The 15,577-nt window shown below is 66.0% G+C and carries 16 protein-coding genes; 8 read left to right on the top strand and 8 right to left on the bottom strand.

Annotated features, from left to right (window positions below; translation table 11 throughout):
• Nucleotides 1–7: 7 nt before the first annotated feature.
• The 3 genes from BCL93_RS14530 to BCL93_RS14520 all read right to left on the bottom strand — a co-directional run bounded on the left by BCL93_RS14530 (nt 8) and on the right by BCL93_RS14520 (nt 2,789).
• Nucleotides 8–1,105, bottom strand: a complete 1,098-nt coding sequence (locus BCL93_RS14530) for an aminotransferase class I/II-fold pyridoxal phosphate-dependent enzyme (RefSeq protein WP_112055984.1) — start codon at nt 1,103–1,105, stop codon at nt 8–10.
• A 176-nt stretch (nt 1,106–1,281) separates the two neighbouring features.
• The gene (locus BCL93_RS14525) at nt 1,282–1,806 is read right to left on the bottom strand and encodes a hypothetical protein (protein ID WP_112055983.1); all 525 of its coding nucleotides are present in this window, start codon (nt 1,804–1,806) and stop codon (nt 1,282–1,284) included.
• The gene (locus BCL93_RS14520; RefSeq protein ID WP_112055982.1) at nt 1,803–2,789 is read right to left on the bottom strand and encodes an alpha/beta hydrolase; all 987 of its coding nucleotides are present in this window, start codon (nt 2,787–2,789) and stop codon (nt 1,803–1,805) included. The genes BCL93_RS14525 and BCL93_RS14520 overlap by 4 nt, the downstream gene beginning before the upstream one ends.
• A gap of 231 nt (nt 2,790–3,020) precedes the next feature.
• Here BCL93_RS14520 and BCL93_RS14515 point away from each other — a divergent pair, with 231 nt between their 5' ends.
• On the top strand, nt 3,021–5,204 hold the full coding sequence (locus tag BCL93_RS14515; RefSeq protein ID WP_112055981.1) for a malate synthase G: 2,184 nt from the start codon (nt 3,021–3,023) through the stop codon (nt 5,202–5,204).
• A 314-nt stretch (nt 5,205–5,518) separates the two neighbouring features.
• Nucleotides 5,519–5,932, top strand: a complete 414-nt coding sequence (locus BCL93_RS14510; RefSeq protein ID WP_112055980.1) for a PaaI family thioesterase — start codon at nt 5,519–5,521, stop codon at nt 5,930–5,932.
• A gap of 31 nt (nt 5,933–5,963) precedes the next feature.
• Here BCL93_RS14510 and BCL93_RS14505 read toward each other — a convergent pair whose 3' ends face one another.
• A complete protein-coding gene (locus BCL93_RS14505; protein WP_112055979.1) occupies nt 5,964–6,335 on the bottom strand; it encodes a DUF423 domain-containing protein in 372 nt (123 codons plus the stop codon).
• A gap of 131 nt (nt 6,336–6,466) precedes the next feature.
• Between BCL93_RS14505 and thiS the strand changes: the two genes are divergently transcribed.
• The 3 genes from thiS to trmB are packed head-to-tail and all read left to right on the top strand — an operon-like array spanning nt 6,467 to nt 8,404.
• Nucleotides 6,467–6,667 (top strand): sulfur carrier protein ThiS, encoded by a 201-nt coding sequence (gene thiS, locus BCL93_RS14500; protein ID WP_112055978.1) that lies wholly within the window; start codon nt 6,467–6,469, stop codon nt 6,665–6,667.
• Nucleotides 6,668–6,709: 42 nt separating this feature from the next.
• The gene (locus BCL93_RS14495) at nt 6,710–7,507 is read left to right on the top strand and encodes a thiazole synthase (RefSeq protein WP_112055977.1); all 798 of its coding nucleotides are present in this window, start codon (nt 6,710–6,712) and stop codon (nt 7,505–7,507) included.
• Nucleotides 7,508–7,567: 60 nt separating this feature from the next.
• Nucleotides 7,568–8,404: a tRNA (guanosine(46)-N7)-methyltransferase TrmB gene (trmB, locus tag BCL93_RS14490; RefSeq protein WP_112055976.1), complete on the top strand. Its 837-nt coding sequence runs from the start codon at nt 7,568–7,570 to the stop codon at nt 8,402–8,404.
• On the opposite strand, the gene BCL93_RS14485 is transcribed toward trmB, so the two are convergent.
• Nucleotides 8,302–9,495 (bottom strand): DMT family transporter, encoded by a 1,194-nt coding sequence (locus BCL93_RS14485; RefSeq protein ID WP_258396594.1) that lies wholly within the window; start codon nt 9,493–9,495, stop codon nt 8,302–8,304. The genes trmB and BCL93_RS14485 overlap by 103 nt on opposite strands.
• A gap of 121 nt (nt 9,496–9,616) precedes the next feature.
• Between BCL93_RS14485 and BCL93_RS14480 the strand changes: the two genes are divergently transcribed.
• Both BCL93_RS14480 and BCL93_RS14470 read left to right on the top strand, forming a co-directional pair.
• Nucleotides 9,617–10,525, top strand: a complete 909-nt coding sequence (locus BCL93_RS14480) for a LysR family transcriptional regulator (RefSeq protein WP_112055974.1) — start codon at nt 9,617–9,619, stop codon at nt 10,523–10,525.
• A 410-nt stretch (nt 10,526–10,935) separates the two neighbouring features.
• Entirely contained in the window at nt 10,936–11,937 is a 1,002-nt protein-coding gene (locus tag BCL93_RS14470; RefSeq protein WP_112055972.1) for a 2-hydroxyacid dehydrogenase, read from the top strand.
• 64 nt (nt 11,938–12,001) lie between these two features.
• On the opposite strand, the gene BCL93_RS14465 is transcribed toward BCL93_RS14470, so the two are convergent.
• Nucleotides 12,002–12,919: an AEC family transporter gene (locus tag BCL93_RS14465; protein ID WP_112055971.1), complete on the bottom strand. Its 918-nt coding sequence runs from the start codon at nt 12,917–12,919 to the stop codon at nt 12,002–12,004.
• Between the two features lie 113 nt (nt 12,920–13,032).
• On the opposite strand from BCL93_RS14465, the gene BCL93_RS14460 reads away from it, so the two are divergent.
• Entirely contained in the window at nt 13,033–13,542 is a 510-nt protein-coding gene (locus BCL93_RS14460) for a hypothetical protein (protein ID WP_112055970.1), read from the top strand.
• 79 nt (nt 13,543–13,621) lie between these two features.
• Here BCL93_RS14460 and BCL93_RS14455 read toward each other — a convergent pair whose 3' ends face one another.
• Nucleotides 13,622–14,725 (bottom strand): extracellular catalytic domain type 2 short-chain-length polyhydroxyalkanoate depolymerase, encoded by a 1,104-nt coding sequence (locus BCL93_RS14455; protein ID WP_112055969.1) that lies wholly within the window; start codon nt 14,723–14,725, stop codon nt 13,622–13,624.
• Nucleotides 14,726–14,732: 7 nt separating this feature from the next.
• Nucleotides 14,733–15,443 carry an FKBP-type peptidyl-prolyl cis-trans isomerase gene (locus BCL93_RS14450; RefSeq protein WP_112055968.1) on the bottom strand — a complete coding sequence of 237 codons (711 nt, stop codon included), beginning with the start codon at nt 15,441–15,443 and terminating at the stop codon, nt 14,733–14,735.
• Between the last annotated feature and the right edge of the window lie 134 nt (nt 15,444–15,577).

Raw genomic sequence — 15,577 nt, 5'->3', positions numbered from 1 at the left:
AGGCGCCTCAGCCGTTGGCCAGGGCCTCTTCCAGCGCGGCCAGGCGGCCAGGTACCAGGGCGTCCTCGACGGCGCTGATGCGCAGCACATGGCCAAGCGCCGGATGCGGGGGGCGGTGGATCAGGCTACCGGCGGCGAGTAGCTCGCCGTGTACTCGACCGGCCAGCTCGGCATCGGGCAGGCGCACGGCGATGAAGTTGGTGGCGCTGGGCAGCACTTCGGCGCCGAGTCCGCGCAGGTGGGTGGCCAGGCGCTCGCGGCGCGCGATCACCGCCTCGATATGCTCGCGGGTCTCGTCCGGGTGGTCGAGCAGGGTCTCGGCGGCGGCCTCGGCAAGCGATGACACCGCATAGTGGATGCGGACCTTCATCAGCATCTCGAGGGTCTCGGCCTCGGCGAGGGCGTAACCGATGCGCAGTCCAGCCAGGCCGTGGGCCTTGGAGAAGGTGCGCACGCGGATCACCCCGGGCAGCACGGCGTGGCTTGCCGCATCATCGCGGAAGTCGTGATAGGCCTCGTCGAGCAGCAGGGTGCAGGTCTCGGGCAAGGCGTTGCGCAGCGCGGCGATGGCGTCATCATCGTGCAGGTGGCCGCCCGGATTGTCGGGATTGGCCAGATACACGAGCCGGGCGTCTTCGCGTGTGGCGGCATCGGCCAGGGCCGCCAGGTCCGGCGCGAGCAGCCCCGGCGCTTCCTGATAGCGGGTCTCGATGATTCGACAGCCCTGACCGGCGGCGAAGTAGCCGAAGGTCGGGTAGCTGCCGGCGCTGGTCACCACCGTTGTGCCGGCGGGAGCCACGGCGCGCAGTGCAAGCGCCAGCAGGCTGTCGGCGCCGGCATCGACCAGCAGGTTATCCAGCTCAACATTGAGCGCTGAGGCGAGCCGCGTGCGCACGCCCATGGCGCCTGCGTCGCCGTAGCCGCGGGCCAGTTCGCTGAGCGCTGCGCCGAAGCGGGCCTCAAGCGCCCGGTGCGGCATATCCAGGCCCTCGTTGGAGCCCAGTCGGTGGGGAATCTCGCGGCCCAGGCGGCGCTCCAGCGCCTTGATCCCCGGGAAGGGGTTGGCGGGGCCGTCGCGGTAAAGGTGATCGGCGAAGCGGGGCATGCGGGCTCTCCTTACAAGCGATAGCATGATTGTGGCGCCAGAGGAGGAGTGACTCAACTCTGCTGGCCGCAGGAAGCTGGCTTGAGAACTTGAGAACTTGAGAACTTGAGAACTTGAGAACTTGAGAACTTGAGAACTTGAGAACTTGAGAACTTGAGAACTTGAGAGCTAGGAGCTTAGAGCGCGGTGGTGTCGAAGGCGCCGCTTACCATCCGCTGCCAGCGGATCTCGTCATCGCCCGGGTGGCGCAGCGCCAGGGTCAGCCGGTAGGGCAGCAGGTCCCGATCCGAGAGGGTCAGCCTGGGGCCATCGGGTTCGAGGCGGCTCTCCAGCAGCCAGAGATTGGCGTTATCGCTTTCGCGCGTGGTCATGCTTGGCATCCAGTCGAGCACTTGAGGGCCCTGGGGGGCGGCCAACAGGGCTCGCGACAGGCTCTCCCCAAAGCGCTCCGGGGTAATGCCGAGGCTGGCGTCGACCTGAGTCTCGCCCAGCAGCAGCACGATGTCCTGTCCTGCGCTGGTATCGGCCTGCGACCAGGCCGGCTGGGCCAGCACCAGCGCGGCGGCGCGATCGCTGAGCCCCAGCAGCGCCTGGCGCAGGGTCGGGGGCGCCTCGGGCGTGCTGGCGCAGCCGGCCATCAGCCAGAGTATGGCCAGAACCGCCAGGCACGCTTTCTGAGTGGGGCAGGTGAGGTAGCTCATACCGAGGGTTCCTGGGTCACGGCGGGGCTCGTCTCGAACTGGGCCAGGAAGGTCTCGAGCTCGGCAAACATGCTCTGACGGATCTCCTCTGCTTCATTGACCAGGTGATGACGCGCTTCGGGGTGGCGGTGGACGATGGCGCGCGGAAACTTGCCGCGCAGCACCTCGAGGTTCCATTGCCAGTCGACGGTCAGGTCCTGCTCGCCCTGCAGGATCAGCACGGGCAGTTCGCTGGGGGGCAGCGCCAGCAGGCGCGGCATCCAGCGGCGCATGGCGTTGATCCAGCTTACCGGCAGGCGATCGGGCTGCAGGGGGTCACTCTCCTTGAGGAAGGTAGTGAAATCGCTGTCGGTGGAGTTGGGATTGAAGCGCCTTGGCAGGCTGCGCAGGAAGGGGCCGGCGAGCAGGTGCAGCCAGCTCGACTGCGACCAACCAAAGGGCCGGACCAGCGGCGCCAGCAGGGCGAGCCCCGCCCACTGACTGTTGGGCCCCTGGCGCAGGGCATCGGTGGCAAGTATCGCCGCACCGGTGCTCTGGCCGATGCCGATCCAGGGCTGTGGCGCCAGACCGCGGTTGGAAAGATGGTCCTGCAATGCGCGCAAGCACAGCCCGTAGTCGTCGAAATCCTCGATGGTGGCCCGGGGACCGCTGGACAGGCCATGGCCGGGCAGGTCCCACATCACGACTCGCCAGCCGCGCTCGAGCAGCAGGGCCAGCAGGTGGCGGTAGAGTCCTAGATGGTCGAAATAGCCATGCACCACGAAGGCCGTGCCCTTGGGCTCGGCTGGGCTCCATACCTGGGCCCAGAGACGAAAGTTGCCGGCCTCGACAAACCCTACGTGCAGGCCGACCTGGTCGGCGAGCAGCGGCGACAGCTGGTAATGCTCGAGATATCGGCCGAGGGTCCCGGCATGAGGTGGGCCGCCGGGGGCACCTGTGCGTTCCATCGGCCCAAGCGCCTGCAGTGATGCGAAGTCGGTCATCAATCTCTCCCTAGTGCTCACATGCTAGCGCTAGCGGGGGGCACAAGCCATATTTGTAAACGACGGCTCTCATCATTTGGTCGAGGAGTTGACGACGCCCGACGAAATATGGGATAGCATCAGCTCGAGAATATTCTGGAATTAATTTCCACAAACAGCCCTCCGTGCCGACGAGAGGGCGCTCGCTGCGGCGAGCCTGGCCGGTTGGTCAGCGTGCATCAGGAGATCCCCATGGTTGAACGAGTTACCCACCACCGCCTTCAGGTGGCCCGCGAGCTGGATAGCTTCATCACCGATCAGGCCCTGCCGGGCAGCGGCATCGACGCCGAGGCCTTCTGGACCGGCGTCGATGCCCTCTTCGCTGATTTGACACCGCGCAACCGCGAATTGCTCGCCGAACGCGAGCGCCTGCAGCAGAAGCTGGATGCCTGGCATCGCGAACATCCCGGCCCGGTAAGCGACATGCCGGCCTATCGGGCCTTCCTCGAGGAGATCGGTTATCTGGTCGATGCGCCGAAGACCGTCAGCGCCACCACCGCCAATACCGATCGTGAGATCGCCGTTCAGGCCGGTCCGCAGCTGGTAGTGCCGGTCAGCAACGCCCGCTATGCCCTGAACGCGGCCAACGCTCGCTGGGGCAGCCTGTACGACGCGCTGTACGGCACCGATGCGATCAGCGAGGACGACGGTGCCGAGAAGGGCACCAGCTACAATCCCAAGCGCGGCGCCAAGGTGGTGGCTTACGCACGCGGCGTGCTCGACCGTGCCGTGCCGCTGGCCACCGGCTCGCATCGCGATGCCGTCGGCTATTCGCTGCGCGACGGCCACCTGCTGGTGCGTCTCGAGGGCGGCCGTGAGACCGGTCTCAAGGATCCGGGCAAGCTGATCGGTTATCAGGGCGAGGCCAGCGCGCCTACCGCCATTCTGATGGCCAATCATGGTCTGCATCTGGAACTGCAGTTCGACAGCAGCCACCCGATCGGTAAGACCGACCCGGCCGGGGTCAAGGACCTGGTGGTCGAGGCCGCACTGAGCACCATCATGGACTGCGAGGATTCCGTGGCCGCGGTGGATGCCGAGGACAAGGTCGGCGTCTATCGCAACTGGCTGGGGCTGATGCGCGGCGATCTCGAAGAGCAGATCGAGAAGGGCGGCAAGACCGTCACCCGTCGCCTCAACGCCGATCGCGACTATCTGACGCCTGACGGTTCCACGCTGAGCCTGCACGGCCGCTCGCTGATGCTGGTGCGCAACGTCGGCCACCTGATGACCACGCCGGCGATTCTTGACGCCGATGGTAACGAAGTGCCGGAAGGCATGCTCGACGCCGTGGTCACCGGCCTGCTGGCGCTGCACGACCTGAAGAAGGCCGACGGCGCGCCGCGCAACTCGCGCAGTGGCTCGGTCTACATCGTCAAGCCGAAGATGCACGGCCCGGCCGAGGTCGCTTTCGCAAGCGAGTTGTTCTCCCGCGTCGAGGACCTGCTGGGCATGGATCGGGACACCTTGAAGATGGGCATCATGGACGAGGAGCGTCGCACCTCGGCGAACCTCAAGGCCTGCATCCACGAGGCTGCGTCACGGGTCGCCTTCATCAATACCGGCTTCCTGGATCGCACCGGCGACGAGATGCACACGGCCATGGAAGCCGGGCCGATGATCCGCAAGGGCGACATGAAGGGCAGCAAGTGGATCGGGGCCTACGAGCACAACAACGTGCAGATCGGTCTGGCCTGCGGCCTGCGCGGCCGCGCGCAGATCGGCAAGGGCATGTGGGCGATGCCGGATCGCATGGCCGCCATGCTCGAGCAGAAGGTCGGCCACCCCAAGGCCGGTGCCAACACCGCCTGGGTGCCCTCGCCGACTGCCGCTGTACTGCACGCCCTGCACTATCACCAGATCGACGTGGCCGGCGTCCAGCGTGAGCTGGAAGCCAAGGGCGAGGCCGACCTGCTGGATGATCTGCTGACCGTGCCGGTGGCCGAGAAGCCCGACTGGTCCGACGAGGACATCCAGCAGGAGCTCGACAACAACTGTCAGGGCATCCTCGGTTACGTGGTGCGCTGGGTCGAGCACGGCACCGGTTGCTCCAAGGTGCCGGATATCCACAACGTCGGCCTGATGGAGGACCGCGCCACCCTGCGTATCTCCAGCCAGCATATCGCCAACTGGCTCCACCACGGCGTGGTGAGCGCCGACCGCGTTCAGGAAACACTCGAGCGCATGGCGCGGGTCGTCGATGAGCAGAATGCCGGTGACCCGGACTACACGGCGATGAGTGCCGACTTCGCTGCCTCCAGCGCCTTCCAGGCCGCCTGTGACCTGGTGTTCAAGGGCCGGGTACAGCCTGCCGGCTACACCGAGCCGCTGCTGCACCACTGGCGGGCGGTGCACAAGGCGAAGGTTGCGCACTGACGGCGATATCCTCGCCTGGTCTCGCCTGGCTCCTCCCGCGCCAGTGGGCTGAGCCCTGAGTCCTGGTCAGTGTTGGGGCATGACTTGGACGCCCCAGGCCGAGGGACCGATTGACGTAAGCAAGCAAGGCCCCGGAACCTCTGTTCCGGGGCCTTTTTGCGTGGCCTGATGGCGGCCCGGTCTGCCACCTTTGAAGGGGCGTTGGGACTGGGCGCGCGGCCTGCCAATAGGCTATCTTGGGCCCGACCCCCGTGTATCATCGGAACACCTCATAGCAACACCTCATAGGAACGTCTCGCCGCAGGGAGCCCGCCATGACCGTGATGTCCGCCGCCGCCATCGAAGAATTTCTCGATGAGGCCTTCCCCCATCGCCAGGGCACCATCGAGGGCGTCGATGAGATGCGTGCCACCATGAGCCTCGCCATCGAGGATGAGCACCTGCGCCCCGGCGCCAGCGTGTCCGGCCCGAGCATCATGGGGCTTGCCGATGTTTGCCTGTACGTGGCGATTCTGGCCCAGATCGGCCCCGAGGCGATGGCCGTGACCACCGATTTCAACTGCCACTTCCTGCGCCGTGCCCGGGGTGATCGCGACCTTATTGCCAACGCGCGTATCGTCAAGCTGGGCCGGCGCCTGGCGGTCGGCGAGGTGGAACTCTACTCCGCCGGCGACGAGCAGCCGGTGGCCATCGTCACCGCGACCTATGCGCTGCCCGACGGCGACTGAAACTTGAGCGCCCTGTCTCTACGCCTAAGCCCTAGGCCCGCCAGGCGCTGAAGCCCAGTGCCAGCCAGCCGAGTATCAGGCACAGGCCGCCAAACGGGGTGATCAGGCCAAGCAGCGTCACGCCGCTGAGTGCCAGCGTATACAGCGAGCCCGAGAACAGCAGCATGCCCAGCGTCCACAGCCGGATCACCGCCAGCTGCCCGGCGCGCGGCAGGCTTGACCGCCAGGCCAGCACGCCGAGTATCGCCAGGGTGTGCCAGGCCTGGTAGCGAACGCCGGTCTCGAAAGCCGCCAGCAGCTTGGGGGCCAGGGTGTCGCCCAGGGCATGGGCGCCGAAGGCCCCGGCCATCACCGTCAGCGCGCCGCTGCCGGCTGCCGTCATCCACCATCGCCTATCTCGCATTCTGCTCTCCTGTTCAACTGGGGGCGGTGAGGCCGCTCGCCGCACCTGGCGCCGATGCCGGGATTACCGTACCCCGAGCGCCGCGAACAGGCTACAATATGTGCCCTTTAACAGCCTGTTGAGAGGATGCCATGCAGATCCAGCTCAATGGTGATGCCAAGCAGCTTGCGAGCGAGACCACCGTCGGCGAGCTGGTTGTTGCGCTTGAACTGGCCGGCCGGCGGATCGCTGTCGAGGTCAACGAAGAGATCGTGCCCCGCAGCCAGCACGAGGCCACCCGGCTCGCCGAAGGCGATCGCGTCGAAATCGTGCATGCCATCGGCGGCGGCTAGCTGGCGCGTTCACCGCGCGCCTGCCCCACCCGAGGAGACCAGATGTCTGAACGTATCGAGGATCAACCGCTGACGATCGCCGGCCGCGAGTTCGGCTCGCGGCTGCTGGTCGGCACCGGCAAGTATCGTGACTTCGACGAGGCGTCCCGCGCGATCGCGGCCAGCGCCGCCGAGATCGTCACCTTCGCGGTGCGCCGCACCAATTTGGGTCAGGACGCTGACGCGACCAATCTGCTCGATGTGATCCCGCCGAGCCGCTATACCCTGCTGCCCAACACCGCCGGCTGCTACACGGCTCGCGACGCCGTGCGCACCTGCAAGCTCGCCCGCGAGCTGCTCGACGGCCACAACCTGGTCAAGCTCGAAGTGCTCGGCGACGACGGCACCCTCTACCCGAACGTGGTCGAGACTCTCAAGGCCGCCGAGGAGCTGCTGGCCGACGATTTCGACGTCATGGTCTATACCAGCGACGATCCGATCGTTGCCCGTGAGCTCGAGCGCATGGGCTGTGCGGCGATCATGCCGCTGGGCTCGCTGATCGGCTCCGGCCATGGTATCCAGAACCCGCACAACCTGCGCCTGATCGTCGAGCAGAGCCAGGTGCCGGTGCTGGTGGATGCCGGCATCGGCACCGCCTCGGACGCGGCGTTGGCCATGGAGCTTGGCTGCGACGCCGTGCTGATGAATTCGGCGATCGCCCATGCCCGCGATCCTGAGCGCATGGCCAACGCTATGCGTCAGGCCGTGGAAGCCGGTCGCGAGGCCTTCCTGGCCGGCCGCATGCCGCGCCGCCAGAACGCCGAGCCGTCCTCGCCCTTCGCCGGACGCATCAACGGCTGATCACTGCCGTTGACTGACGACCGCCTTACTTATGACTCACGGATATTCGACCGCCGCCGTATGAACGACGACCGCACCCCGACGCCCGACACCGCAGCCGCCGCTAAGGTGGATGACACCGCCCCTGCCGCCGATGGCGCTGCGCAGGCGACACACGATGTATCTGTGCAAGAGAAGACAACGCAAGACGAGGCCGCGCCGCTGCACCGCCGCGGCATCAAGAGCTATGTGCTGCGGGCCGGGCGCATGACGCAGGCCCAGACCCGCGGCCTCGAGGAGGTCTGGCCGCGGCTCGGCCTGACGCTCGATGATGGCCCTCAGGACCCGGCGACCCTGTTCGGGCGTCAGGCGCCGCTGGTGGTGGAGATTGGCTTCGGCATGGGGGGCTCCTTGATCGAGCAGGCCGAGCGCCACCCCGAGACCGACTTCATCGGCATCGAGGTGCACGCCCCAGGCGTGGGCAAGCTGCTGGATGAGGCCGACAAGCGCGGGCTCAGCAACCTGCGGGTTTACCGTGAAGATGCCCTGCGGGTACTAGACGAGTGCCTGCCCGACGCGAGCCTTGAGCGCCTGCAGTTATTCTTCCCCGACCCCTGGCCGAAGAAGAAGCATCACAAGCGCCGCATCGTTCAGCCGGCCTTTGTCGAGCTGGTGCGCCGCTGCCTGAAGCCCGGCGGCACCCTGCACATGGCCACCGACTGGGAGGCCTATGCCGAGTGGATGGCGGAGGTGATGGCGGAGGTGATGGCGGAGGCGCCCGGCTATCGCAACACTGCCCCCGCCGAGAGCACGCCCTATGTGCCGCGCCCCGACTTCCGGCCGCTGACCAAGTTCGAGGCCCGCGGCGAACGACTCGGCCACGGCGTCTGGGACCTGATCTTCGCTCGCGAGGCCTGAGCCTCGCCCACCGGCCGGGCCTGGGTCTTAGGGATCTCCTGGTGCGCGTGCTCGCCATCGAGCGCGTCACTGACCTGGGCTGCCCAATGGGATGCCTCCATGTTGGCCTGAGAGGACGTCTGGCTGGTTGCCCGGTCGGGTGCTTGCGTCGAGCTGCTTGAGCGTGGGCGTGAGCCCAGGGCCATCAGCACCCCGGCGGCGGCCACCGCCATCCCCAGCCAGCCAAGCTGCCCCGGCAGCTCGTCGAACAGTACGGCGGTGAAGCCCAGCGTTACCGCCGGCGTCAGGTAGATCAACGTCGACAACCGCGCCACTCCCAAGCGTCCCAGCCCGACCACGAAGAAACCGTAGCCGCCGAAGGTGGCAAGTCCCACCAGCCAAGCCATCACGGTGAGCGTCTCGGCGTCCATCGCCGGCGGCGTCAGAGGGCTGCCAGCGGCAAGCGCCGCCGCGACGAACACCAGCGTTGCCGCCATGAGTTGAGCCGTCAGGCGTGCCATCAACGGCAGCTTCACCCGTGGCGTCGAGGTCATGACGCTGCCAAGCGTCACCGCTGCCACCGCCAGCACTGGCAGGGCATAGGCCCAGGCCGGCGCCCCGCCAACTCCTTGCACGTCATCCAGCACGCATAGTCCGGCACCCAGGGTGGCCACGCCCATGCCGATCCAGCGGCCGCGACCGTTGATTTCGCCGAGCCATAGGCCGGCCAATCCGGCGGCGGCCAGCGGCTGCAGTGCACCCACCAGCGAGGCGACTCCGGCACTGACGCCCTGCTGGACGGCCACCAGCATGGCCAGCAGATAAAGGCCCACGGTCAGGCTGCCAATCGCCGCCTCCCGCCCCAGTGACCGCCACGCAAGCTGCTCACGCAGGCCTTGCGGCCCCGACTGTGCCGCCCAGATCAGGGCCGCGATCAGGGTCGCCAGGGCGAAACGCCAGACGTAGAGGGTGAGTACCGGGGTGTCGACGGCGACCGCGAGGCGGCTGCCGACGAAGCCACTGCTCCAGCAGAGCACGAAGCCCGCGGCGATGGACAGGGTCCCGAGTGGCAGACGGTGAAAGAATCCAGGTGTCGATGAGTGCAGTTGCATGGTGTCTCCTAGCGCATCATCACATCCCAGGTGTTCAGCGGTCGTTGGCGATGATGGCGTGGCCATTCTCGGGCGACTAGAGTGTTAAGAGAATCGATTAAAATTGCAGTGAGCCTTCAATATGTCTGAAGTCGTGTCCAGCGCCCTGGATCTTGAGTCGTTGCGCAGCTTTCTGGCCGTCGCGCAGCTTGGCACCCTGGCCGCAGCCGCCGAGCAGCGGCATCGCACGGTCAGCGCGATCAGCATGCAAATCAAGCGATTAGAGGAGCGCTTGGCGACACGGCTGCTGATCCGCAGCGCTCGCGGCATGACGTTGACGCCCGCCGGCGAGTCGCTGATGCGCGAGGCTCGCGCCCTGCTGGGGCAGCATGATCGGCTGCTGGCGCGTTTCACCGGCCAAGGGCTTTCCGGCAGGGTGCGCTTCGGCATGCCGGAGGATTTTGCCCGCGAGCTGGTAGGCCAGATCCTGCCCGAGTTCATGGCTCAGCATCCTGATGTGCTGTTGGAGGCGGTCACCGCGACCAGCGGTGAACTGGCCCGACGGCTCGAGCGTGGTGAGCTGACGCTTGCGCTGCTGCTCGACCGCTCGCACCGGCTCGAAGGTGGCCAGCCGCTGTGGCGCACTTCACCGGTTTGGGCCGCGGCTCGGGAGTACGTGCTCGACCCGACGCAGCCCTTGCCGTTGGGCCTGCATCCGGTGGATTGCCCGTACCGAGCGATCGGCATTGAGGCGCTGGAGGCCGAGGAGCGCGCCTGGTATGCGGTCTTCACCAGCACCAGCGTTCATGCCCTGGAAACGGCGGTGGAGGCGGGGCTGTCGATCAGCGTGCTCGACCGGGAGCGGCTGACGCCGGCGATGCGCGAGCTAGGGCCGGCGGATGGGCTGCCGGCGCTGACCGGCGGCGAGGCGCAGCTTCACCTCGGCAAACGGATGTCGGCGGCCTCGAAGCCCGCGGTGGATGCACTGGCCGCACTGCTCCACGAGCGGCTCTATCAGCGCGGCCTGTGGCGGGAGCGGGGCGCTCGCTGAGGCTGTGCAGAGCATGCTGGCGCTGAGGAACGTGATGACACGGTCGAGCTTGACGGAGGACAAGGCGAGCCCGACCGATGCCCGGCACAATGGCCTTACCGTCTTGAAAGCCAGACAAAAAAACGCCGCCCGGGAGGGCGGCATTAAGACCGTGACTAGCTTGATGAGGAGAAACCATGACAGGGAACCTGACATTCTCTGCATGGTAAGTGGCGCTTGGCGAGCGCCACACACCAAAGATAAGCATTCTCATTTGATCGGTCAAGCGTAACGAGAATGTTTTTCAACAAAAGATCTGGCTCTAGGTCTCGACCCGTGTTTCCACAAGAGTTTTCAGAAGTTTTTGCACATAGAGTCTTCATACGGGTTTTTACCAGAGTCTTCACCAGAGTCTTCACAAGGAGGTGTCCGTGTCCCGCGTTGCCGTGTTCAGTGCTCAGCCCTACGACCGTCGTTTCTTCACCGAGGCGTGTGCAGGTCGCGATATCGACCTTCAGTTTCACGAGGTGACCCTGACGCCGGACAGTGCGGTGCTGGCCCAGGGTGTCGACGGGGTCTGCGCCTTCGTCAACGATCGGCTGGATGCCGAGGTGCTGGAAGCGCTGGCGGCCTTCGGCGTGCGTTTCGTTGCCATGCGCTGCGCCGGTTTCAACAACGTGGATCTGGCCGCCGCCGAGCGCTTGGGCCTCGCGGTGGCGCGGGTGCCGGCCTATTCACCGGAAGCGGTGGCTGAGCATGCTCTGGCGCTGTTGCTGACCCTCAACCGTCGCACCCACCGCGCCTTCAACCGGGTGCGCGAGGGCAACTTCATGCTCGAGGGGCTTTTAGGCATGACGCTTGCCGGCAAGACGGTGGGCCTGATTGGTACCGGCCGCATCGGCCTTGCCACGGCGCGCATCTTCCGCGGCTTCGGGTGCCGGTTGCTCGGCGAGGACCGTTACCCGAGCGAAGCCTTCCAGGCGCTGGACGGGGAGTATGTGTCCCGGGAACGGCTGTTGGCCGAAAGCGATGTGATCAGCCTGCACTGCCCGCTCACCGATGAGACCCGCTATCTGATCGATGAGCAGGCGCTTTGCCGGCTCAAGCCTGGGGCGATCTTGATCAACACCTCGCGGGGCGGGCTGATCGATACCCGGGCCGCGATCGCGGCGCTCAAGACGCGGCGTCTAGGGGGCCTGGCCATCGACGTCTACGAGCAGGAGACGTCGCTGTTCTTCCGCGACCACTCGGGCGACATCATCGATGACGATGTTTTCCAACGCCTGACCACCTTCCCCAACGTGCTGATCACCGGCCATCAGGGCTTCTTTACCGCCGAGGCGCTCACCGAGATCGCCGAGGTGACGCTTGCCAACATCGATGCCCTGAGTCGCGGTATGCCTTGCGCCAACCGGGTCACCCAGGAAGGCTAAAGCGGCGACTCGGAGAGCAGAATATGGCGTGATAGCCTCGCCAAAAGATCAGTCAGGCAAGAGGTTAGCCCATCACCAGGCCAAGCCACAGCGGCAGGGTCAGCATGGCCAGCAGGGTCTGGGCGGTGATCAGAGCGGCCATCAGTTCGGCATCGCCGCCCAGCTGGCGGGCGAGGATATAGGCCGAGGTGGCGGTGGGCAGGGCGGCGAACAGCAGCGCCACGTCGCGGCTGACGGGGGGCAGACCCAGCAGCAGAGCGAGGCACAGCACCAGCGCCGGCATCAGCGCGAGCTTGATGGCCGTGGCGGCCCAGACGCCGGCCGAGAGCCGCAGCAGAACCTGAGGACGCAGGGCGACCCCCACCGCCACCAGGCCCAGCGGCAGGGCGGCCCGGCCCAACAGACTGACCGCCGCTTCGCTCCAGCCGGGCAGCCCGGTGCCGGTAAGGTTGAGCGCGATGCCTGCCAGGCAGGCCAGGATCAGCGGATTTCGCGCCAGGGCGGCGAAGCTCTTGCCCAGGCTAGAGGGCCCCAGAGTGCCGGCGGCAACGAAGGCCGCAACGCACAGCACGTTGACCACCGGCACCATCAGCGCCACCGCCACGGCGGCCACTGTGGCACCGGCGTTGCCATGCAGGGCGGCGGCCCCGGCCACGCCGACATAGGTGTTGAAGCGCAGCGCCCCCTGGAAAGCCGAGGTAAAGGCCGGCTGGCTCAGCGACAGCCAGCCTCGGCCAAGCCATAGCAGCAGCGCGAAGACGAGCATCGCTCCCAGTAGCACAAGCGCCAGGCGCACCACTGGCACCGAGCCGACCTCAGCGGTGGCCAGGGTCGCCACCAGCATGGCGGGGAACAGCAGGTGATAGATGACCCCTTCGAGGCGCGTCCAGAAGTCGCCGCCGGGCCATCGTGCAACGCCCAGCAGCGCACCCGTCAGAATCAGCAGGAATAGCGGTCCGAGAGCCTGTTCGACGCTGGTCATGGCGTCTCCTCATCCTTGTGGTCGCCCTGCGACATTGCTGCCCAGGGCGTCAACGACAAATGCTGATAAGCTTAACCTTTTAGACATGCCTTGGGAGTGCTGTTTTCGCCGCCATGAACTCTTCCCCTCATGCTCAGGACGATGATGCTCCGCGCTCACCCCTGCTCAATCTGCTGATCATGGTCACTCTGGCCACCGTCGTGGTGGCCTGCTGGTATTTGCTGGACTACTACCTGCGAGACAGCCAGAGCGACGTGACCTGGTATCCACCGTCTGGCGCTTGCGACCTTCACGACGGGCCCTGCGAAGCCAATCTCGGGTTTGGTGGGCGACTGGTGTTTGGTGTTGGCAACGACCTGGCCCCGATGACGACCCTGCCACTCACCGTGGCCCTGGAAGGCCTCGACGCCAAGGCGGTCACGGTGGAGTTCGTGGGGCGCAACATGCCCATGGGGCTGCATCGCTTCCCGCTGAAAAAAGTCGGGCCGGGCACCTTCGTTGGAGAAGGACAGATCGGTTTGTGTACCGAGGCGGTAATGCCCTGGCGTGCCCAGGTGGTGGTCGAAACCGATAAGGCGCGTCGCGGCAGCTGGTTCGACTTCGAGGTGGTCAGAAGCCGTTGAAGCCGTGGCGGGGCAAGACGTGGGCGCTTGAGTGGTGTGCTCTTGCTTCGCTGACTGATTAGCAGGAGCAGGAGAAGGCTCAGCTGTCAGATGCTGCGCCATCGGGCAGGTCGAGCAGTTGTCGAACCATCTTTACCAATCCCGCCAACTGCTTGCCGGCACGGCTGTCGTGCTGAGGTTGCGGCTGCCAGAGACTTTCCTCATAGCCCCACCAGTCCCAGCAGCCCAGTGGGTTGGCGAGGCTGGTGGTGGCCTGAGGGTAGAGCACCACCAGGCCAAGGGTGTCGGCCCACTGATTGAGACTCGTGTCGCGCATGAAGGCCTCGCCGATCGCGGCGGCGTTCATGCTGCAGCCGTGCAGGGCAACGACCAGACTGCAGGTCCTGCCGGACTCGCAGGCTTGCGGCACATAGAGATAGCCCTGTTCGGCCAGATCGTCGTCGAAGGCTGACTGGTCGAAGGTGAACAACCGCTCGGGTGGTGGCGTTGTCGGGGTAGTAAGGGGCGTTTCTTCCTCACCTGACTCACCTTTCACACTTTCCTCACCATCTTCAGCATACAGCCAGCCAAGCGCCTCTCCGGCCCCATCGAGGCCGCAGTCCAGCAAGTAGGGCGTGCCACCTTCCCGGCAGTCGACGAACTCGGCCGAATCGCTCAGGACGCTGGCGTCCACCGGCCAGCCGTGCCCGGCGTCGGCCTGGCGCACGACCTTGAGCTGCGACTCGGGGGCGGTTAGCCAGTCGCGGTACTGCTCGGCGAGCATCTCGCCCAGAGCGGGCTCTACGGTGGTATCGGCGCTGCCATGCCAGAGATAAACCCGCTGGCCGGAAAGCGCCCTGGCCTGGCCGACCAACCCCTGAGTGCGGTAGTCCGAAAGGCGCGCCTGCAGAGCATCGCGCTCCGGCAGGCCGCGGAGGGTCGACATGCACTGGCCCAGTGCACGATTCAGCTCGCCCTGGGCACAGCCCCATGGGCCAGCGGCGAACACGGCGAGGCCCTGGAAGAGCTCGGGGTAGGCTACGGCAAGCTGGGTGGCCATGTAGCCACCGGAGGAGACGCCCATCACGATGGTGGCGCTGGGGTCGAGGGTGAGATCAGGGAGCGGAGGCGGGGGGGCGTCAGATGGCAGCGCTGGGCCCGCTAGGCCCAGCGCCAGAACGGCAGTGAAGCGTGCCGTTCTCATCCTGAGATCAAGAGTCGTCGGCTTGATCGGCATCCGGATTGACGTCGAGCAGCTCGACCTTGAAGGTTAACGTTTCGTTGGGGCCGATGGGGCCCTGACCGCTGCTGCCATAAGCGAGATCAGCGGGAATGTAGACCATCCAGGTGTCGCCGACGCTCATCATCTTCAGGGCTTCCTGCCAGCCCGGGATGACCTGGCCGACCTGGAAGCTGACCGGCTCACCGCGCTCGTAGGAGCTGTCGAAGACGGTGCCGTCGAGCAACTTGCCTTCGTAGTGGACCTTGACGGTGTCACCGGCACTCGGGGTAGCGCCATCACCGGCTTCCAGCACCTTGTACTGCAGGCCGGAGTCGGTAGTGGTTACTCCTTCTTTATCGGCGTTTTCGGCGAGGAATTCCTGGCCGGTTTCGAGGTTGGCGTTGGCCTCGGCCTTGGCGGCTTCCTGACGCTTGGCCATGGCCTGCTGCTGGAACTGCTGCAGCGACTTCGCCATTGCCTCTTCGCTCATGGCGAGGTCGTCGCCGGCATAGACATCTTCGAGGGCCTGAGTGAAGGACTCGAGGTCGAGATCCTCAACGTCTTGGACCAGGCTCTGACCCAGGGTCACACCCAGGCTATAGCCGAGCTTGGCTTCGTCGGTCTCGGGGGCAGCCAGAGCATAGGGCGCTGCTGCGGTCAGCAGGGCGCCAATCGTGGCGGCTTTAACCAATGTCTTCATGAAGGGTCCTTGCAGTCTTGAGGATGGATACGCAACCCTTCGGACTCTACCAAGCCTGATCGGGTTCCGCATCCGGTCGAATTGTCATGCAGGGTGATCGTATCAGCTGATCAGATCACCCGCTTCTTCCACCC

Origin of the sequence: Onishia taeanensis, from assembly GCF_003268885.1 — a bacterium.
Taxonomy (GTDB): Bacteria; Pseudomonadota; Gammaproteobacteria; order Pseudomonadales; family Halomonadaceae; genus Onishia; species Onishia taeanensis_A.
This window is presented reverse-complemented; position numbering and strand designations above follow the sequence as displayed.